Here is a 16030-nt window from a genome sequence, read left to right as displayed (position 1 = left end):
AGCAAAAAATAGTTTATTTTCTAAGCATGAAGCTCTTCTTTAAGCAAATGCTTTACAGCTTCATAAATTTTAATAGCCGCTTTGGATTTATTCATAGTATAAAGATGAATTCCATCTACACCACTTGTGATTAAATCGACAATTTGATCGCAAGCATACGCGATACCTGCATCTTCTAAAGCCAAAGTATTATTTTCATATTTTTCTAAAATTTTAACAAATTTAGGAGGGATTTTAGCTCCGCAAAGTTGAGAAATTTTTAAAACCTGTCTTTTGTTAGTAATAGGCATAATACCTGCGTAAATAGGTATGTCAATACCTGCTAAAGCACAATTTTGTTTAAAAGTATAAAAATCTTCATTATCGTAAAAAAGTTGAGTAATGAGCTTATCTGTTCCTGCATTTACCTTAGTTTTAAGATGGTGTATATCCTCGATGAAATTTTTAGATTCATTATGTTTTTCGGGATAGCATGCGGCATAAATTTCAAAGTATTCTTGTTTTTTTATAAAAGAAATTAAATCACTAGCATAAGAAAAATCTTTGCTTTTTTCTAAATTCTCACATATATCGCCTCTTAGGGCAAGAATTTGATTAAGATTTTTTTCTTTGCATTTTTGAAGTATCTGAATGATTTTTTCTTTACTAGAATGGATGCAAGGTAAATGTACTATGCTAGGAATTTGATATTCTTCCTGGATTAAGCTTGCAATTTCTAAAGTGTTTTGTGAGTTAATAGAGCCTCCAGCTCCAAAGGTTACGCTGATAAAATTAGGGCTTAATTGCCCTAAATCATCTAAGATAGCATGAAGATTTTTGATATTTTCATCCTTTCTTGGTGGAAAAACTTCAAAAGAAAAACTACACATGAAAACTCCTTATAATTGTTCTCGTATTTTTTGCGTAGCCGTAACTAAATTTTTAAGAGAGGCTATAACTTCTTCATAGGCTCTTGTTTTAAGTCCGCAGTCTGGATTGATCCAAATTTGCTCCTTGGGTAATTTGTTTAAAATTTTTTCTATAGTTAAACTTAATTCTTCTACGCTTGGAACTCTAGGGCTATGTATATCATAAACTCCTGGTCCCACCTCAGTTTTAAAACGAATAGCTTTTAGGGTATCTAAAAGACTTAAGTTTGATCTTGAAGCTTCAAAAGAAATCACATCAGCATCCATAGCGTCAATTTCTTTTAAGATATCGCTAAATTCACTATAACACATATGAGTGTGAATTTGAGTTTTAGCTTTTACCCCACTATGCACAAGATTAAAAGCAGGAATAGCCCAATCTAAATACTCACTATGCCAATCACTTTTCCTTAAAGGCAGTTTTTCACGCAAAGCCGCTTCATCAATTTGTATGATTTTTATACCTGCATTTTCAAGATCTAATACTTCATCTCTTATAGCTAAGGCAATTTGCTCAGTGCTTTCTTTTAGACTAATGTCTTCTCTTGGAAAGGACCAATTAAGTATGGTTACAGGTCCAGTTAGCATACCTTTTACGATTTTTTGACTTAAACTTTGTGCAAATTTAGACCAAGCTAAGGTGATAGGCTTTATGCGCGATACATCACCCCAAATCACAGGAGGTTTAACGCACCTTGTGCCATAGCTTTGCACCCAACCATTTTGAGTAAATAAAAAGCCCTTTAGATTCTCTCCAAAATACTCCACCATATCATTTCTTTCAAATTCTCCATGCACTAAAACATCAAGTCCTATTTCTTCTTGAATTTGTATGCATTCTTTGATTTTTTGTTGGTTAAATTCAGTGTAGTTTTGAGCTGAAATTTTTTCTTGCTTAAAGGCAAGACGATTAGATCTTACATCAGCACTTTGAGGAAACGAACCTATGGTTGTGGTTGGTAAAAGAGGGAGTTTTAAAAATTCTTTTTGGATTAAGGCGCGTTCTTTAAAACTAGGCGTTCTGGTAAAATCTTCTTTTTTTAAAGCCTTAAGCCTTGCTTTGACTTTTTCATCTAAACGCTCTGGGATATTTTTAAAAAGCTCTTGATTGGCTCTAAAGAGCGGATTTTCTTCGCTAGAATTTAGAATTTCTTTTAAATCTTTAAGTTCTTGAAGTTTTTCTTTGGCAAAGGAAAAAAGTTTAAGATAGTTTGAATCTAATTTGCTTTCAAATTCAGTGCTATAAGGCACATGTAAAAGTGAGCAAGAAGTGTTTAAGATGATATTTTGTGTATATTTTTGAAGCTCTTTAATAAGCTTTAGGCTTTTAGCATAATCATTAGTATAGATATTTTTGCCATTAATAAGACCTGCAAAAAGGATTTTATCTTTAGCAAAGCCGTATTTTTGAACTAAGGCTAAGCTTTGTTTACCTTCGATAAAATCAAGACCCAAAGCATCAAATTTGCTTTCTAAAAGTTTAGGATAAATATCTCTTAAGTCTCCAAAATAGCTTTGAAGTAAAATTTTAAGATCTTTTTTGTGATTTAAAAGTTCTTGGTAAAATTCTTCAAACAAAGCGATATCTTCCTTGCTTAAATCATAAACCAAATAAGGCTCATCAAGTTCAAGCCATGTCACTTTAAGTTCATTTAGTTTATCAAAAAGCTCTATGTAAGCGTTTAAAAGCTTTTCTTTGGCGAGTTTTTGAGTTTTTTCATCTTTAAAGGCAATGAGCTTAAAAAGTGTGAAAATGCCTATTAAAACAGGCTTGCTTTCTATGCCAAGCTCTTTAGCTTCGAGATATTCTTTAAAAATTTTATCCCCTGTTAAAGCTATAATATCAGCATTATCGCACTCAGGCACCAAATAATGGTAATTTGTATTGAACCATTTTTTCATTGCTAAGGCTGTAACATCTCCATTTTCTCCTTGATAACCTCGACTTTGAGCAAAGTATTCATCTAAAGTATCTAAATTTAAATTTTTATACTTTGTATGAACAATGTTAAAAAGCGCAGCTGCATCTAAGACATTATCATAAAGTGAAAAATCATTACTAGGGATAAAATCAATGCCAGCTTTTTGAATTTCTTGCCAGTGTCTAATCCTTAAATCCTTAGCACTCTTTAAAAGCTCCTCTTTAGAACTTTGGTTTTTAAAGTATTTTTCAATAGCAAATTTTAATTCTCTATTTGCACCTATTCTTGGGTAAGAAATGATTGAATTTTTCATATTTGTTCTCCTTAAAATGTAGGGATTAAAGCACCCTGATATTTTTCTTCTATAAATTTTTTAACTTCATCGCTTTGCAAGGCCTTTACTAGGGCTTTGATTTTAGGAAGGTTTTCATTACCTTCTTTAACGGCGATGATATTGCCATATTCACTATATTTACTTTCTGTATAAAGCCCATCTTTTACAGGGTTTAAACCTGCTAAAATAGCAAAATTGCTATTAATAAGAGAATAATCTACATCATTTAAACTCCTTGTAAGTTGAGCGTCTTTTAACTCTACAAATTTAAGCTTCTTAGGATTTTTAGTGATATCTAAAGGAGTGATGAGCTCATTATCCTTAACTTCTATAAGTCCTTTGCTTGCTACAATGCGTAAAGCACGGCTTTCATTTGTAGGATTATTGGGTATAGAAATGCTTTGTCCTTCCTCTGGGTTAAATTCTTTATATTTTTTTGAATACACTGCCATAGGTTCTATATGGATACTGGCAACTTTTACAAGATGGGTGCCTTGCCTTTGATTGAATTCTTTTAAATAAGGTTCATGCTGAAAATAATTAGCATCTAACTCACCATTTTCAACCATTACATTAGGGATTACCCTATCATTAAATTCATAAATTTTTAAATCATAACCTTGTTTTTGAAGTGCTGATTTTATAAATCTTAAAATATCTGCATGAGGTGTTATAGAAGAGCCAACTTTAAGTTCTTCATCTGCCCATGCAAAACCGGTAAAAAGAGTAGCGACGCAAAAAGCTTTAGTAAATAAAGTCATTTTTTCTCCTTTATGCAAAACTAAATTTTTCTATCAAGTCACTATGATAAATACTTGCTACATCAGGATGAGAGCGTATCATTCTTTTAAAATAATTACTTGCAACATTTCTTAAAAGTGGATTTTTAGGATCAGTATCCACACCTTTGCTTTCTTTGGCAAGCTCTGGATTTAACTTAAAAATAGGTATATCCTTATCAAGTTGCACTCCAAGAAAATAAGCTATGCTAAAGCGTTCTTTTGGGCTTAAATTCACGCGGTGAATAGTAGCTTTTAAATAGCCATTGGTAGCTAGTTCTAAAAATTCTCCTATATTAACTACAACGCTATTTTCAAGTGGGGGTATACTAAGCCATTTACCATCTATAAAAGCTTCAAGTCCGCTTTGTTTTTCTTGAAAAACAAAAGTGATAAGCCCGCCATCTTTATGTGAACCCACGCCTTGAGTAGTGTTTTTTGAACTTTTAGGATAATGTATGATTTTACAATGTTCATAAGAATTTTTTCCATAAAGTTTATCAAAAGCATTGCTAGGCAGATCAAGAGCTTGAGCGAAGGCTTTTAAAAGCTTTAAACAAGCTTTTTTGGTTTGTTTGTGCCAAGTTAAGAAAGTTTTTTTAAGTTCTGGAATTTCACTAGGCCAAAGATTAGGACCTTCTAGTCTTTGCCATAAGGGTGAGTTTAAATTCCAGTTTAAAGCATCTCTTTCTGTGCCTATATCCAGTTGTTCTATATAATCCTTAGATCCTGCTGTGTATTCAAAACCTTCGCTAGTATAACCTCTAAATTGAGGAGAATGTACCATAGAAATAAGCTCTTTCGAACTTCTAGAAAGATTAAAAAATTCTTTGCCAAGTTTGAATAATTTCTCGTTTAAATTTTTATCTATACTGGTATTGATAAGATAAAAAAAACCTATTTTAGAAGCAATTTCTCTTAAATTTTTAAGAAAAGTGCTTTTATCTTTTTCATAAGCTTGTAAATCAAGTATAGGTAAGTTCATTTTTGCTCCTTAAATTAAAATTAAGGATAAGAAGATATTTTGAATTAAAATTTTATTAGAGAAATTTTTGTAAGTTAAGATTTTAAATGAGTATTTTGAAAAAATAAACTTTTTTGACTTTCTTACACATTATATCTCCTTATCCACTTTTTGGACCTTTGGAAACATAATGTTAAGCCAAAGGACGCACTAGATACTACACATCTCGCACATCAGTTTCATTTTTTCTCCTTATTAAAATAATAAAATTTCAAAATCATATATAAAAATATATTAATTAAAGCTTAATTGTTTAAAAAATAAAGATTCTTTTTAAGCATTCTCGAGTTTTAATTCTTTGTTATTCATTATGCTAATACCTAGATTTAAAACCTTTTGGGCAATTTGTTTGGCTTCATCTAAAGAATGCATTGCGCAAGTTCCGCATTGATAGATATTAAGTTCAGGAATTTTGCTTTGATCGCTTACGCTTAAAACATCTTTCATAGCTGCTTTCCAAGCTTTAGCAACACTTTTTTCATCTGGTGTTCCAATTAAACTCATATAAAAACCCGTGCGACAACCCATAGGTGAAATATCAATAATTTCAACTGAATTTGAATTTAAATGATCTCTCATAAATCCTGCAAATAAATGTTCTAAGGTATGAGTACCTTTTTCGCTCATAATGTCTTTATTTGGTATGCAAAAACGCAAATCAAACACGCTAATATCATCACCCTTAGGTGTTTTCATAACTTTAGCTAAACGCACAGCAGGAGCTGGCATTTTAGTATGGTCAACTTTAAAGCTGTCTAATAATGGCATTTTAACTCCTTAAATATAAATTGTCTAAGAATTATAGCATTTAAAGTTAATATTTAAAGCCTTTCTAAAAGAAAAAAAGATAAAATAAAACATTTAAAAATTCAAGGAAATTTTATGTTTGAAGTAGTTATAGGTCTTGAAGTTCATACTCAGTTAAATACAAAAACAAAAATCTTTTGCTCATGTGCAACTTCTTTTGGAGAAGCTCCAAATACCAATGTTTGTCCCACTTGTTTGGCCTTACCAGGAGCTTTGCCTGTTTTAAATGAAGAGGCTGTAAAAAAAGCTATAGCTTTTGGAAAAGCTGTCAATGCAACAATTAATAAAAAAAGTGTTTTTAATCGTAAGAATTATTTTTATCCAGATTTACCTAAAGCCTATCAAATTTCACAATTTGATATCCCTATAGTAGAAAAGGGTGAGCTTTTTATCAATGTAAAGGGTGAAAATAAACGCATAGGTATTACAAGAGCACACTTAGAAGAAGATGCAGGTAAAAATATCCACGAAAATAATTTTTCTAAAGTGGACTTAAATCGTGCAGGAACTCCTTTGCTTGAGATTGTCAGCGAACCTGAGCTTAGAAGTAGCGATGAGGCAGTAGCTTATCTTAAAAAGCTTCATTCTATCATACGCTTTTTAGACATTTCAGATGCAAATATGCAAGAAGGAAGTTTTAGATGCGATGCAAATGTTAGTATAAGACCTAAGGGTGATACAAAACTTTATACTAGGGTAGAGATTAAAAATCTTAATTCTTTTCGTTTTATCCAAAAAGCTATAGAATATGAGGTAAAAAGACAAAGTGAGGCTTGGGAAGATGGAACTTACGAACAAGAAGTAGTTCAAGAAACCAGACTTTTTGATACAACAAATTTAGTTACAAGAAGTATGCGTGGTAAAGAAGAAGCGGCAGAATATCGCTATTTTCCAGATCCTGATTTATTGCCTGTTTTATTAAAAGATGAGTTTTTGGATATTAAAATCCCTGAACTTCCTGATGAGAAGAAAGCACACTTTATAGACGAGCTTGGTATAAAAGAAAGTGATGCTGAGGTTTTAATCAGTTCTTTAGAAATGAGTCGTTTTTTTGAAAGTCTTATTTCTCAAAATTTAAATCCTAAGCTTTGTGTAAATTGGTTAAATACTGAACTTATGGGACTTTTAAAAGGAGAATTGACTATAGAAAATTCTCCCGTAGATGCTCAAAAGCTTGGAGTTTTAATTAAACGTATAGAAGATGGCACCATCAGTGCAAAAGCGGCTAAAGATGTCTTAGCTTTTGTATTTGAAAATACTAGTGTGGAAATTGATGAAGCTATAGAAAAGCTAGGACTTAAGCAAGTAAGTGATGATTCAGCCATAGAAGCGGTGATTGAACAAATTTTAAATGCAAATGCCGATAAGGTTGCAGAGTATAAAAGTGGTAAAGACAAGCTTTTTGGATTTTTTGTGGGTCAAACAATGAAAGAAGGCAAAGGAGCTTTTAATCCTGCAAAAGTAAATGAAATTTTAAAAACAAAGCTTGGTTGATGCGTATAGCGGTTATTGGTGCGGGAAAATGGGGCAGTGCTTTACATCTAGCCTTAAAAGAAAATCACAATTGTTTTATCAGTTCTTTGCATCAGCGTGATTTAGAAGATTTTGTTAGCATAAAAGAAGCTTTAGAATGTGAATATCTTGTTTTTGCTTTAAGTTCTCAAGGGGTGCGTGCTTGGCTTAAAGAAAATTTCATCAACAGGGGACAAAAAATTTTAATTGCTTCAAAAGGCATAGAAGATCAAAGTTGTCAATTTTTAGATGAAATTTTTTTAGATTTTGTACCAAAAGAAAATTTTTGTGTTTTAAGCGGTCCTTCTTTTGCTGCTGAAGTAATGCAAAAACTTCCTACTGCTTTGATGATTAGCGGGATAAATCAAGAGCTTTGTAAAAAATTTGCAAGTTTTTTCCCTGATTTTATTAAAACTTATATTGATAATGATGTTCGTGGTGCTGAAATTTGTGGTGCTTATAAGAATGTTTTAGCAATTGCAAGTGGGATTAGTGATGGGTTAAAACTTGGCAATAATGCAAGAGCGGCACTGATTTCAAGAGGGCTTATAGAAATGCATCGTTTTGGTAAATTTTTTGGTGCTAAAGAAGAAACTTTTTTAGGGTTAAGTGGGGTAGGGGATTTGTTTTTAACTGCAACGAGTGTTTTATCAAGAAATTATAGAGTAGGTTTAAAACTGGCGCAAAATCAAAAATTAGATAGTATTTTAGCTGAACTTAATGAAGTAGCAGAAGGTGTAAAAACTGCTTATGCTATAGAAAAATTAGCAAAAATGAAAGGAATTTATACACCTATTGTAAATGAAGTAGTGGCAATTTTTAAGGGTAAAAGTGTGCAAGAAGCAACGCAGAATTTATTAAAGCAAAATGATTAAGGAAAAATCATGATAATTAAAAATGCAAAAATTTATGGAGATTCTTTACAAGATATAGAGATTAAAGAAGGAAAAATTACCAATATTGGTTCTAATTTACAAGGTGAAGAAATTTTAGATGCTAAAGGTATGACTTTACTTCCATCTTTTGTAGATTTGTGTGTGAGTTTAAAAAACGATAAATTTTCTTTAGCTAATTTAGAACTTTTAGAAAATGAGTGTCTAAAAGGAGGAATTTCTAGTATAGTTTTGCGTGATTGCATGGATTTTGATGAAGAAAATTTTGCTTTATTTTTACAAAATGTAGCTCAAAGAAAGATGCAAATTTTTTCAAGCGTGCGGGTTAAGGATGCAAACGGTAAGCTTAAAAATTTAGCCACTCTTTTAAATAAAGGTGCTTGTGCTTTAGAGCTTGACAGCTCTTTAGATGCAAATACTTTAAAAGTAAGTTCACAATATGCTTTTATGAAAGACTCTCCAATTTTTGTGCGTTGTTATGATAAGGATTTTGATGATAATGGAGTGATGAATGATTGTGAAATGAGTTTTGAGCTAGGGCTTATAGGCATGAGTAAAATCGCTGAAACTAGCCAGATAGCTAAAATGAAAGAATTGGCTAAATTTTATGAAAATAAGGTCATTTTTGATCTTTTAAGTTTGAAAGATTCTTTAGTATTATTAGATGAAAAGGATTTAAAACTTGTAAGCATTCATCATCTTATCAAAGATGATAGTGCTTGTGAAGATTTTAATACGGCTGCGAAACTTATGCCACCTTTAAGAAGCAAAGAAGATGTTTTGGCTTTAAGAGTGGCTTTAAAAGAAGGAAAAATTAGCTTTTTGACTTCCCTGCATAGTGCAAAATCAATTTCTTTAAAAGATTTAGCTTTTGATGAAGCGGCTTTTGGAATTCATAGCATATGCGAATTTATAAGTCTTTGTTATACTTTTTTAATCAAAGAAGGATTTTTAAATTGGCAAGAGCTTTGTCAATTTACAAGTAAAAATTCTAGTGAATTTTTAGGTTTAAATAGTGGAGTTATAGAAGTCGGAAAAGAAGCTAATCTAGTTCTTTTTGATGAGAATGAAGAAATTGTTGCTCCAAAAAGTTCTCTTTATTCTGAGGATAAACTTTTTGGAAAGATTAAAATGCATATAATTAAAGGAAAAAATATTTTAGAAAAATAAGCTTTACTTAAATTCCTAAAGATAGTTTAAATCCTAAAAATACAAGTGCTGCCATAATACCAGCGGCTGGTAAAGTGATAATCCAAGCTAATCCTATAGGCTTCATCATAATCCAATTTGCGTTTTTATTATACACTCCTATACCCAAGATAGCACCTATGAGTATATGGGTGGAGCTAACAGGAATTCCAAATTGTGTAGCTAAGAGTATAACTATACTTGCACCAAGTTCTGCAGAAAATCCAGTAGTAGGCCGTATGGTTGCAAGTTTTGAACCCACTGTAGTAATCACTTCTTTACCTAAAAACCAAAGTCCTACAACTAGAGCAACTCCAAACATAGCTAAAGCAGCAAAAGGTACAGGAGAAGTCGCGTTAATTGTGCCGTTTTTTAAGACATCTAAAATCGCTGCAAAAGGACCTATAGCATTGGCTATATCATTGGCTCCGTGTGAAAATGCAAAACTAGAGGCTGTAAATATTTGAAACCATGAGAAAATTCTATCAGTAGTTTTATTAAGTTCTGTTTTTTTAACGATTTTGACTATAGCAAATGTTACAACATAACTTATAGTTCCTATAATTCCGATAATCCAAAAGTTTTGTAAAATATCCAAAGTGCTAACATTATTTAAACCTTTAAATAAAAACATTGCCGAAATGATAGCAGCAGCAATACAAGCAATGATTGGCATATGAGTTTTTAAAATAGAGTAAATATCTATATCTTTTTCTTGATCCTTAAATTCCTTCATTTTATTTCTATAGAAATTATTTGCCTGTTCTTCCTCATCTAAAGCTATAGCGGAAAGTTCTTTGATTTGTTCTTCTTGGGATTTTGTTTTTAAATTTAAAAAATATTCTTCTTTGAATTTTTTTCTTTCTTTTTTGATATTTTTCAAATCATCATTTAGTTTTTCTGATGGTTTTAAAATTTTTTTATCAATATATGAATAAATAATATAAGCTACAATACCCCCTAAAAGAGGCGAAGCTACCCAAGAAATAGCTATTCTTAAAATTTCACTCCATTTAACCATAGAGAGTGTTTGGATCCCATCAAATTTTAAAAGCCCCATCATAATGCTAGCACCTACAATCCCACCAACTATACTGTGTGTGGTTGATACAGGTAAGCCTTTCTTGGTTGCAATAAAAATCCAAACCCCAGAGCTTAAAAGTGCAGCAAGCATAATGATAACAAAAAGCATAGGATCTAAAGAATTTGGAAAAATAACAATACCGCTGCGTATGGTTTTAGTAACTTCTGCGCCTGCGAAGATTGCCCCGCTTAGCTCAAAAACAGCTGCTATAATTAAAGCTTGTTTAATGGTTACTGTTTTTGCGCCAACGCTTGTTCCAAAAGAATTAGCTACATCATTTCCACCTATATTAAATGCCATAAAAATACCAAATATAGAAGCAAGAATAAAAAGAATCAGTTGATGTTGCGAAATATAACCAAATCCCCAAATAACAAATGCGATAGTACTGATAATAAAAATAACAAAAGCTATGAGGTTGTCTTTTTGCATTAATAACCCTTTTTTATTTTAATTATACACTTATTTACTTTAAATTTGCTAATTTTATTTTTTAGTCTTTGTGGAATTTTTATTTATATTATTTTTTTATAATAAATACTCAAACAAGAAATAATAAGGAATATAAGAATAATGAGGGGTATTTTTTATATAATAGCATTGTTTTCTTTACTCAATGCCGATGAACTTACAGAGGCTTTAGCAAAAAATAATAATCAAAATTCTTGGGAGCACTTTGATTATAAAAATACCAAAGAAGCTCCAAAAATTCAAGAAGAGAATGTGGATTTTAAAAGCACTTTTGATAGCTTACTTTCAAAAACTTTAGAAAATAATAATGGTATAGATAAAACAGATGGGAATTTAGATTTTCAAAATGAAAATGCGCAGGTTAAAAATTTAAGTTCTCTTTATGAGGGGGAGAATAATTCTTTGCTTTTTCAAAAAGAACTTTTTGTGGCTCAAGATAATTATAATTACTCAGGGGGTTTAATCAATCGTTATGAAAAAGATGATTTTTTATTTGGAGTTAATGGTTTTATTGATAAACAAAAAGAACAAAAAGATACTAAAAGCTTTGGTACAGAGTTTGGTTATAGTAAATTTATAAAGGCTTATAGTAATTATTATATACCCAATGAAGCAGAAAAAAAATTACAGCTTGGAATGAGTTTTGTAATTCCAACTTATACCGCTTTTGCTTTTGATATAAGTAAGGATAATGATAAAACTAATTATCAAGTATCTTACTCTCCTTATAGTGTATTTAGTTTAAATTTATTGCGTCGTGATTATAGTGCAAGAGAGACTGTTGATGATACTGTTGTTCAAGTTGGATTTAGTTTTAATTTCAATGAAAGTTTTTTAAAGCAATTTAGAAAAAAAGATAATACTTTAGAGGAGGTTAATCGATATGATTTCCTCCAAAGAACTCATTAGTTCATTCCAGCATTATGAAATTTTTCTGGATTGTCCATAGCGTAGCGGAATTTTTCCCAATCAATTTGTTTATCCCAGATAGCAACGATTAAAGCTGCTACTGAATTTCCGCAAAGATTTCCAACCGCTCTCATTTCAGACATAAATTTATCAACACCTAAAAGAACACCTATAGCAGCTACTGGTAGAACTTGTGCTAAGGTTGCATTTGCTTCTGAAATTTCCATATTTCCTAGAGCCGCAAGCGTACTTCCAAGCACTATAAAACCTGATCCAGTTACACCTACTGCACCTTTTGAAGCTATCATTAATACTATTAAAATACTGATTTCGTGTGCTAAGCTTAAATTTACATTGAAAGCTTGTGCTAGAAAGATTAAGCTCATAGCTAGATAAATATTTGTACAATCAAGATTAAAACTATATCCCGTTGGTAAAACAAGTCCGACTGTTGCTTTAGAAAGTCCTGCTTTTTCTAGTTTTCTCATTAAAGGAGCAAGTGCAGACTCGCTTGAACTGGTTGCAAAAACGATCAATACTTCTCTTGAGATAAATCTCATAAATTTGAAGATATTTACTTTTGCAAAATAACAAATCAGACCTAAGATTCCAAATATAAAAATAAGACATGAAATCAGCATTACTAAAAGTAAATATGCTAAGTTGATCAAAGAGCCAATTCCGTATTGAGCTATGAGTACAGCCATTGCTGAAAAGGCGGCAATAGGACTAAAATACATAATGATTTGTAGAATTTTAAAAACAAAATTTTGTACCACTTCAAAAACTCTTTGAATTGCCTGTTTGTCTTCTATTCTCATTAAAGAAATAATCAAAGCAGTAATTATAGCAATAACTAAAACTTGTATGGTTTTTCCTTCTGTAAAAGGCGTGATAATATCAGTAGGCATAGCATCTTTTAAAATATGCATAATCTCAGAGCTCGCACTTACTTCTGTGGTTTGAGAAATGTATTTTTGAACGCTTTTTGTATCAAGTTGACTTGGATCAAGATTCATTCCATGACCTGGTTGCATAACATTTGCCATAAAAATACCTATGGCAAGTGCTAAAGTACTTACAACTTCAAAGTAAATAACCGCTTTAGCACCAATACTACCTAACTTTTTTAAACTTTCAAGACTAATGATGCCCAAAACCAAAGTAACAAAAATAATAGGGCCTATAAGAACCTTTAAAGCACCTATAAAATAATCAACTCCTGGTTTGCTAGCAATGGCTAATTCTTTATCTGTATAGCCAAGTGCAATACTGCAATAATGCCTATAATCACCCAAAATCCAAGACTTTTGATAATACGTTTATATAAAGGCGGTTTTCTTTCAGCTAAAGTTTGACTTAAAGTTTCCAAGTTTATTCACTCCTTTTGATCTTTGTAAAATATAATTTTAACAATGCGTATTGTAAATTTTAACAAAAAAACAAATCTAGAAATAATTTCTTTTAATATGATATGACAATTTTTTATATAAATGTTACAAAATTTCTCATTATTTGTATTATAAAATTTAAAATATTTTTGAAAATTTTATAATTTTGTAATTCAGTTTGCTTTTTGTTATTTATTATTGGTAATAATTCTATTTTTGATTTATTTGTTTTATTGGGATGTTTTAAATTATGAAAGAAATAGTTTTGTCTGAAAATGCTTTAATTACTTCTAAAACAGATCTTAAGGGGAATATCATTTATGCCAATAATGACTTTTTAAAATACGCAGGTTATAAAGTTGGTGAACTTTTGTATAAACCTCATAATATAGTAAGACATGAAGATATGCCACGTACTGTATTTAAATGTCTTTGGGATTATATTCAAAAAGGAGAAGAAATTTTTGCATTTGTTAAAAATAAAGCTAAGGATGGTAGTTTTTACTGGGTTTTTGCAAATGTAAGTGCTTCATTTGATACTAATGGAGATATCATCAATTATTATTCTGTTCGTCGTGCACCCAATAGAAAATCTCTTTCTATAATTGAAGAAGTTTATAAAATTTTACTTGAAAAAGAGAAAAAATCAGGTATTAATGCTGGAGTTTCAGCTTTAATGGATATTGTAAGTTCTTATAAAATGACTTATAATGAACTTATTTTTAAGCTACAAGAAAATAATTAAATAAGATATATTTAATCTTTTTTATTGTATAATTTTCACCTAGAAATTAAAGTAATATATTGTTAAAGTATTGTTTTGATTTATGATTTCAAAAAATTTTCAATAAAAGGGGTAAATTTATGGTGAAAAATGGATTATTATTAACTATTTTTCTAAGTATTATCGGTGTTTTAGGTGTCATTTTTATTCATATTTTTGTTGGAGCGATAATTTTTGTTTTAATCGCTGTTTTAATGGTTTATTTGCTTAGACAACACAAAGATGAGCAAATTATGATAGATAAACTTTTGGTTCTTTGTAGAGAGTTAAAAGAAGGAAATTTTGACAATAGAATCATCTATGTAAAAACAAAAAGCAAAAAATTAGCCGAAATAGCAGATAATCTTAACAATACTATTGATGGGCTAGAAGCTTACTTAAGGGAAATTAATACTTCTATTTCTTGTTCTCAAAAAGGTGAATTTTATCGCAAGGCTTTGCCTGAAGGTTTAAAAGGAATTTTTGCTCATAATATCGAATTTATAAATAAAGCTTTAGCAAACATAGAAGTGACAGCAAGATCTACTTTTAAAAATGCTTTATCAAGAACTTTAATGGATTTAAGCCTTGGAAATCAAAATAAAGACATGTCTCAAATTTCTAGCTCATTAAATCAAGATATTAGCATGATGAAAAATGTATATGATACAGTGGATGCCATTTCTCATACAGCTACAGAAAATGGTTCAGAGGTGGATTCTCTTCAAAGTGCTATGGGTTCTTTAATGGATGTTGTAAATTCGAGCAAGGAGACAGTACAAACTTTTGTGGCTAATTCACAAAATATCACTTCAGTGGTTGAAGTAATACGTGATATAGCCGATCAAACCAATCTTCTAGCTTTAAATGCTGCTATTGAAGCTGCGCGTGCAGGAGAGCATGGTAGGGGCTTTGCGGTTGTGGCTGATGAAGTTAGAAAGTTAGCAGAAAGAACTCAAAGATCTACAAGCGAAATTTCTATTGCAATTCAGACTATGCAACAAGATTTTGTAAATATCCAAAGTGGCAGTGAGCAAGTTTTTAACATTGTTAGTGAATCTGAAGAAAGAATTAATAAATTTTCTCAAGCTTTTAAACGTCTAGAAGAAAATAGTAGCGCTCTTGGTGTTAATTTTGGATCCTTTGCAAAGAGATTGATTTTGTCTGTGGTTAAAATCGATCATATTCTTTATAAATCAAATATATATTTAAATTTAAATGGGGCTCAAAATTTCAATCTTGAAAGTGTAGATCCAATTTCTAATCTTTGTCAAGATGAGAGAGCTCAAGGTGTTATTAATGAGCTTAGTTCTGAAACTGAGTTAAATTTAGCTAAAGAATTTATAAAAGATAATGCTAAAAAAGCAATAGAAGAATCAAGTCAAGATTATATCGATCAAAAAGCTTATGATGCGATTGTAAATGATATTAAATCACTAGAGCAAAGAAGTGCTGAAATCTTAGCAAAATTAAAAATATAAATTAAGAGGGTGGGAAAATGTCAAGAGAAATTTTTTTACAAGAAGATAGTTTAATTACTTCTAAAACAGATTTAAAAGGTAAAATAGTTTATGCAAATGATGATTTTTTAAAATATGCAGGTTATACCATGGGTGAAGTTTTAAATAAACCTCATAACATAGTAAGACATGAAGAGATGCCAAAAACTGTTTTTAAATATTTATGGGATTATATGAAAGAAGGCAAAGAAATTTTTGCTTACGTAAAAAATAAAACCAAAGATAACAATTACTATTGGGTTTTTGCAAATGTAACCCCATCAATAGATGTTAATAATAATATCATAGGCTATTATTCCGTTCGTCGTATGCCAAATAAAAGCGCTATTTCTACAATAGAAAGTCTTTATAGCGATCTTTTAAGAGCAGAACAGCAACAAGGCTTAAATAAGGGTGTTGAGATGCTTAAAAATTTCTGCAAAGATGCAGATAAAACTTATAATGAGCTAATCTTTTCTCTTCAAGAAGCTAAATAAATTTTTGTTAGACTTAAAACGAGTTTGTTTTAAGTCTAAGTATTATATA

At 30.6% G+C, this 16030-nt stretch carries 13 protein-coding genes and 1 pseudogene; 7 read left to right on the top strand and 7 right to left on the bottom strand.

Annotation, left to right across the window (positions count from 1 at the left end; translation table 11 throughout):
• Window positions 1-20: 20 nt before the first annotated feature.
• The 5 genes from metF to luxS form a co-directional block, all read right to left on the bottom strand.
• Entirely contained in the window at window positions 21-869 is an 849-nt protein-coding gene (gene metF, locus OT390_RS06125; RefSeq protein ID WP_002860436.1) for a methylenetetrahydrofolate reductase [NAD(P)H], read from the bottom strand.
• A 9-nt stretch (window positions 870-878) separates the two neighbouring features.
• The gene (gene metE, locus OT390_RS06120) at window positions 879-3143 is read right to left on the bottom strand and encodes a 5-methyltetrahydropteroyltriglutamate--homocysteine S-methyltransferase (RefSeq protein WP_061099821.1); all 2265 of its coding nucleotides are present in this window, start codon (window positions 3141-3143) and stop codon (window positions 879-881) included.
• Between the two features lie 11 nt (window positions 3144-3154).
• Window positions 3155-3925 carry a MetQ/NlpA family ABC transporter substrate-binding protein gene (locus tag OT390_RS06115; protein ID WP_394535906.1) on the bottom strand — a complete coding sequence of 257 codons (771 nt, stop codon included), beginning with the start codon at window positions 3923-3925 and terminating at the stop codon, window positions 3155-3157.
• Between the two features lie 10 nt (window positions 3926-3935).
• Window positions 3936-4928 (bottom strand): isopenicillin N synthase family oxygenase, encoded by a 993-nt coding sequence (locus OT390_RS06110; protein ID WP_002869635.1) that lies wholly within the window; start codon window positions 4926-4928, stop codon window positions 3936-3938.
• Between the two features lie 312 nt (window positions 4929-5240).
• Window positions 5241-5735 (bottom strand): S-ribosylhomocysteine lyase, encoded by a 495-nt coding sequence (gene luxS, locus OT390_RS06105; RefSeq protein WP_002859279.1) that lies wholly within the window; start codon window positions 5733-5735, stop codon window positions 5241-5243.
• A gap of 114 nt (window positions 5736-5849) precedes the next feature.
• On the opposite strand from luxS, the gene gatB reads away from it, so the two are divergent.
• The 3 genes from gatB to OT390_RS06090 are packed head-to-tail and all read left to right on the top strand — an operon-like array spanning window position 5850 to window position 9349.
• Entirely contained in the window at window positions 5850-7268 is a 1419-nt protein-coding gene (gene gatB / locus OT390_RS06100; protein WP_002852902.1) for an Asp-tRNA(Asn)/Glu-tRNA(Gln) amidotransferase subunit GatB, read from the top strand.
• The gene (locus OT390_RS06095; RefSeq protein WP_074470929.1) at window positions 7265-8161 is read left to right on the top strand and encodes an NAD(P)H-dependent glycerol-3-phosphate dehydrogenase; all 897 of its coding nucleotides are present in this window, start codon (window positions 7265-7267) and stop codon (window positions 8159-8161) included. Before gatB ends, OT390_RS06095 begins: the two co-directional genes overlap by 4 nt.
• 9 nt (window positions 8162-8170) lie before the next feature.
• The gene (locus tag OT390_RS06090; protein WP_032586703.1) at window positions 8171-9349 is read left to right on the top strand and encodes a metal-dependent hydrolase; all 1179 of its coding nucleotides are present in this window, start codon (window positions 8171-8173) and stop codon (window positions 9347-9349) included.
• 7 nt (window positions 9350-9356) lie between these two features.
• Here OT390_RS06090 and OT390_RS06085 read toward each other — a convergent pair whose 3' ends face one another.
• Window positions 9357-10883 (bottom strand): inorganic phosphate transporter, encoded by a 1527-nt coding sequence (locus OT390_RS06085; protein WP_032586701.1) that lies wholly within the window; start codon window positions 10881-10883, stop codon window positions 9357-9359.
• Window positions 10884-11024: 141 nt separating this feature from the next.
• Here OT390_RS06085 and OT390_RS06080 point away from each other — a divergent pair, with 141 nt between their 5' ends.
• Complete coding sequence (locus tag OT390_RS06080; protein ID WP_002859274.1) at window positions 11025-11831, top strand: inverse autotransporter beta domain-containing protein; 807 nt, start codon at window positions 11025-11027, stop codon at window positions 11829-11831.
• On the opposite strand, the pseudogene OT390_RS06075 reads toward OT390_RS06080, so the two are convergent.
• Window positions 11828-13203: pseudogene (locus OT390_RS06075) on the bottom strand (cation:dicarboxylate symporter family transporter). The gene OT390_RS06080 and the pseudogene OT390_RS06075 sit on opposite strands and share 4 nt — an antisense overlap.
• Before the next feature lie 269 nt (window positions 13204-13472).
• Between OT390_RS06075 and cetC the strand changes: the two are divergent.
• From cetC to cetB, 3 genes are all read left to right on the top strand, one after another.
• Window positions 13473-13967 carry an energy taxis response protein CetC gene (gene cetC / locus OT390_RS06070; RefSeq protein WP_002854044.1) on the top strand — a complete coding sequence of 165 codons (495 nt, stop codon included), beginning with the start codon at window positions 13473-13475 and terminating at the stop codon, window positions 13965-13967.
• Between the two features lie 119 nt (window positions 13968-14086).
• The gene (gene cetA / locus OT390_RS06065; RefSeq protein WP_002853772.1) at window positions 14087-15466 is read left to right on the top strand and encodes a bipartate energy taxis response protein CetA; all 1380 of its coding nucleotides are present in this window, start codon (window positions 14087-14089) and stop codon (window positions 15464-15466) included.
• Window positions 15467-15483: 17 nt separating this feature from the next.
• Window positions 15484-15981: a bipartate energy taxis response protein CetB gene (cetB, locus tag OT390_RS06060; RefSeq protein WP_002777340.1), complete on the top strand. Its 498-nt coding sequence runs from the start codon at window positions 15484-15486 to the stop codon at window positions 15979-15981.
• Window positions 15982-16030: the final 49 nt, after the last annotated feature.

Source organism: Campylobacter sp. CFSAN122748 (assembly GCF_045277125.1).
GTDB lineage: Bacteria > Campylobacterota > Campylobacteria > Campylobacterales > Campylobacteraceae > Campylobacter_D > Campylobacter_D jejuni.
Note: the sequence above shows the minus strand (reverse complement) of the source record. Positions and strands in the feature narration are given on the sequence as shown.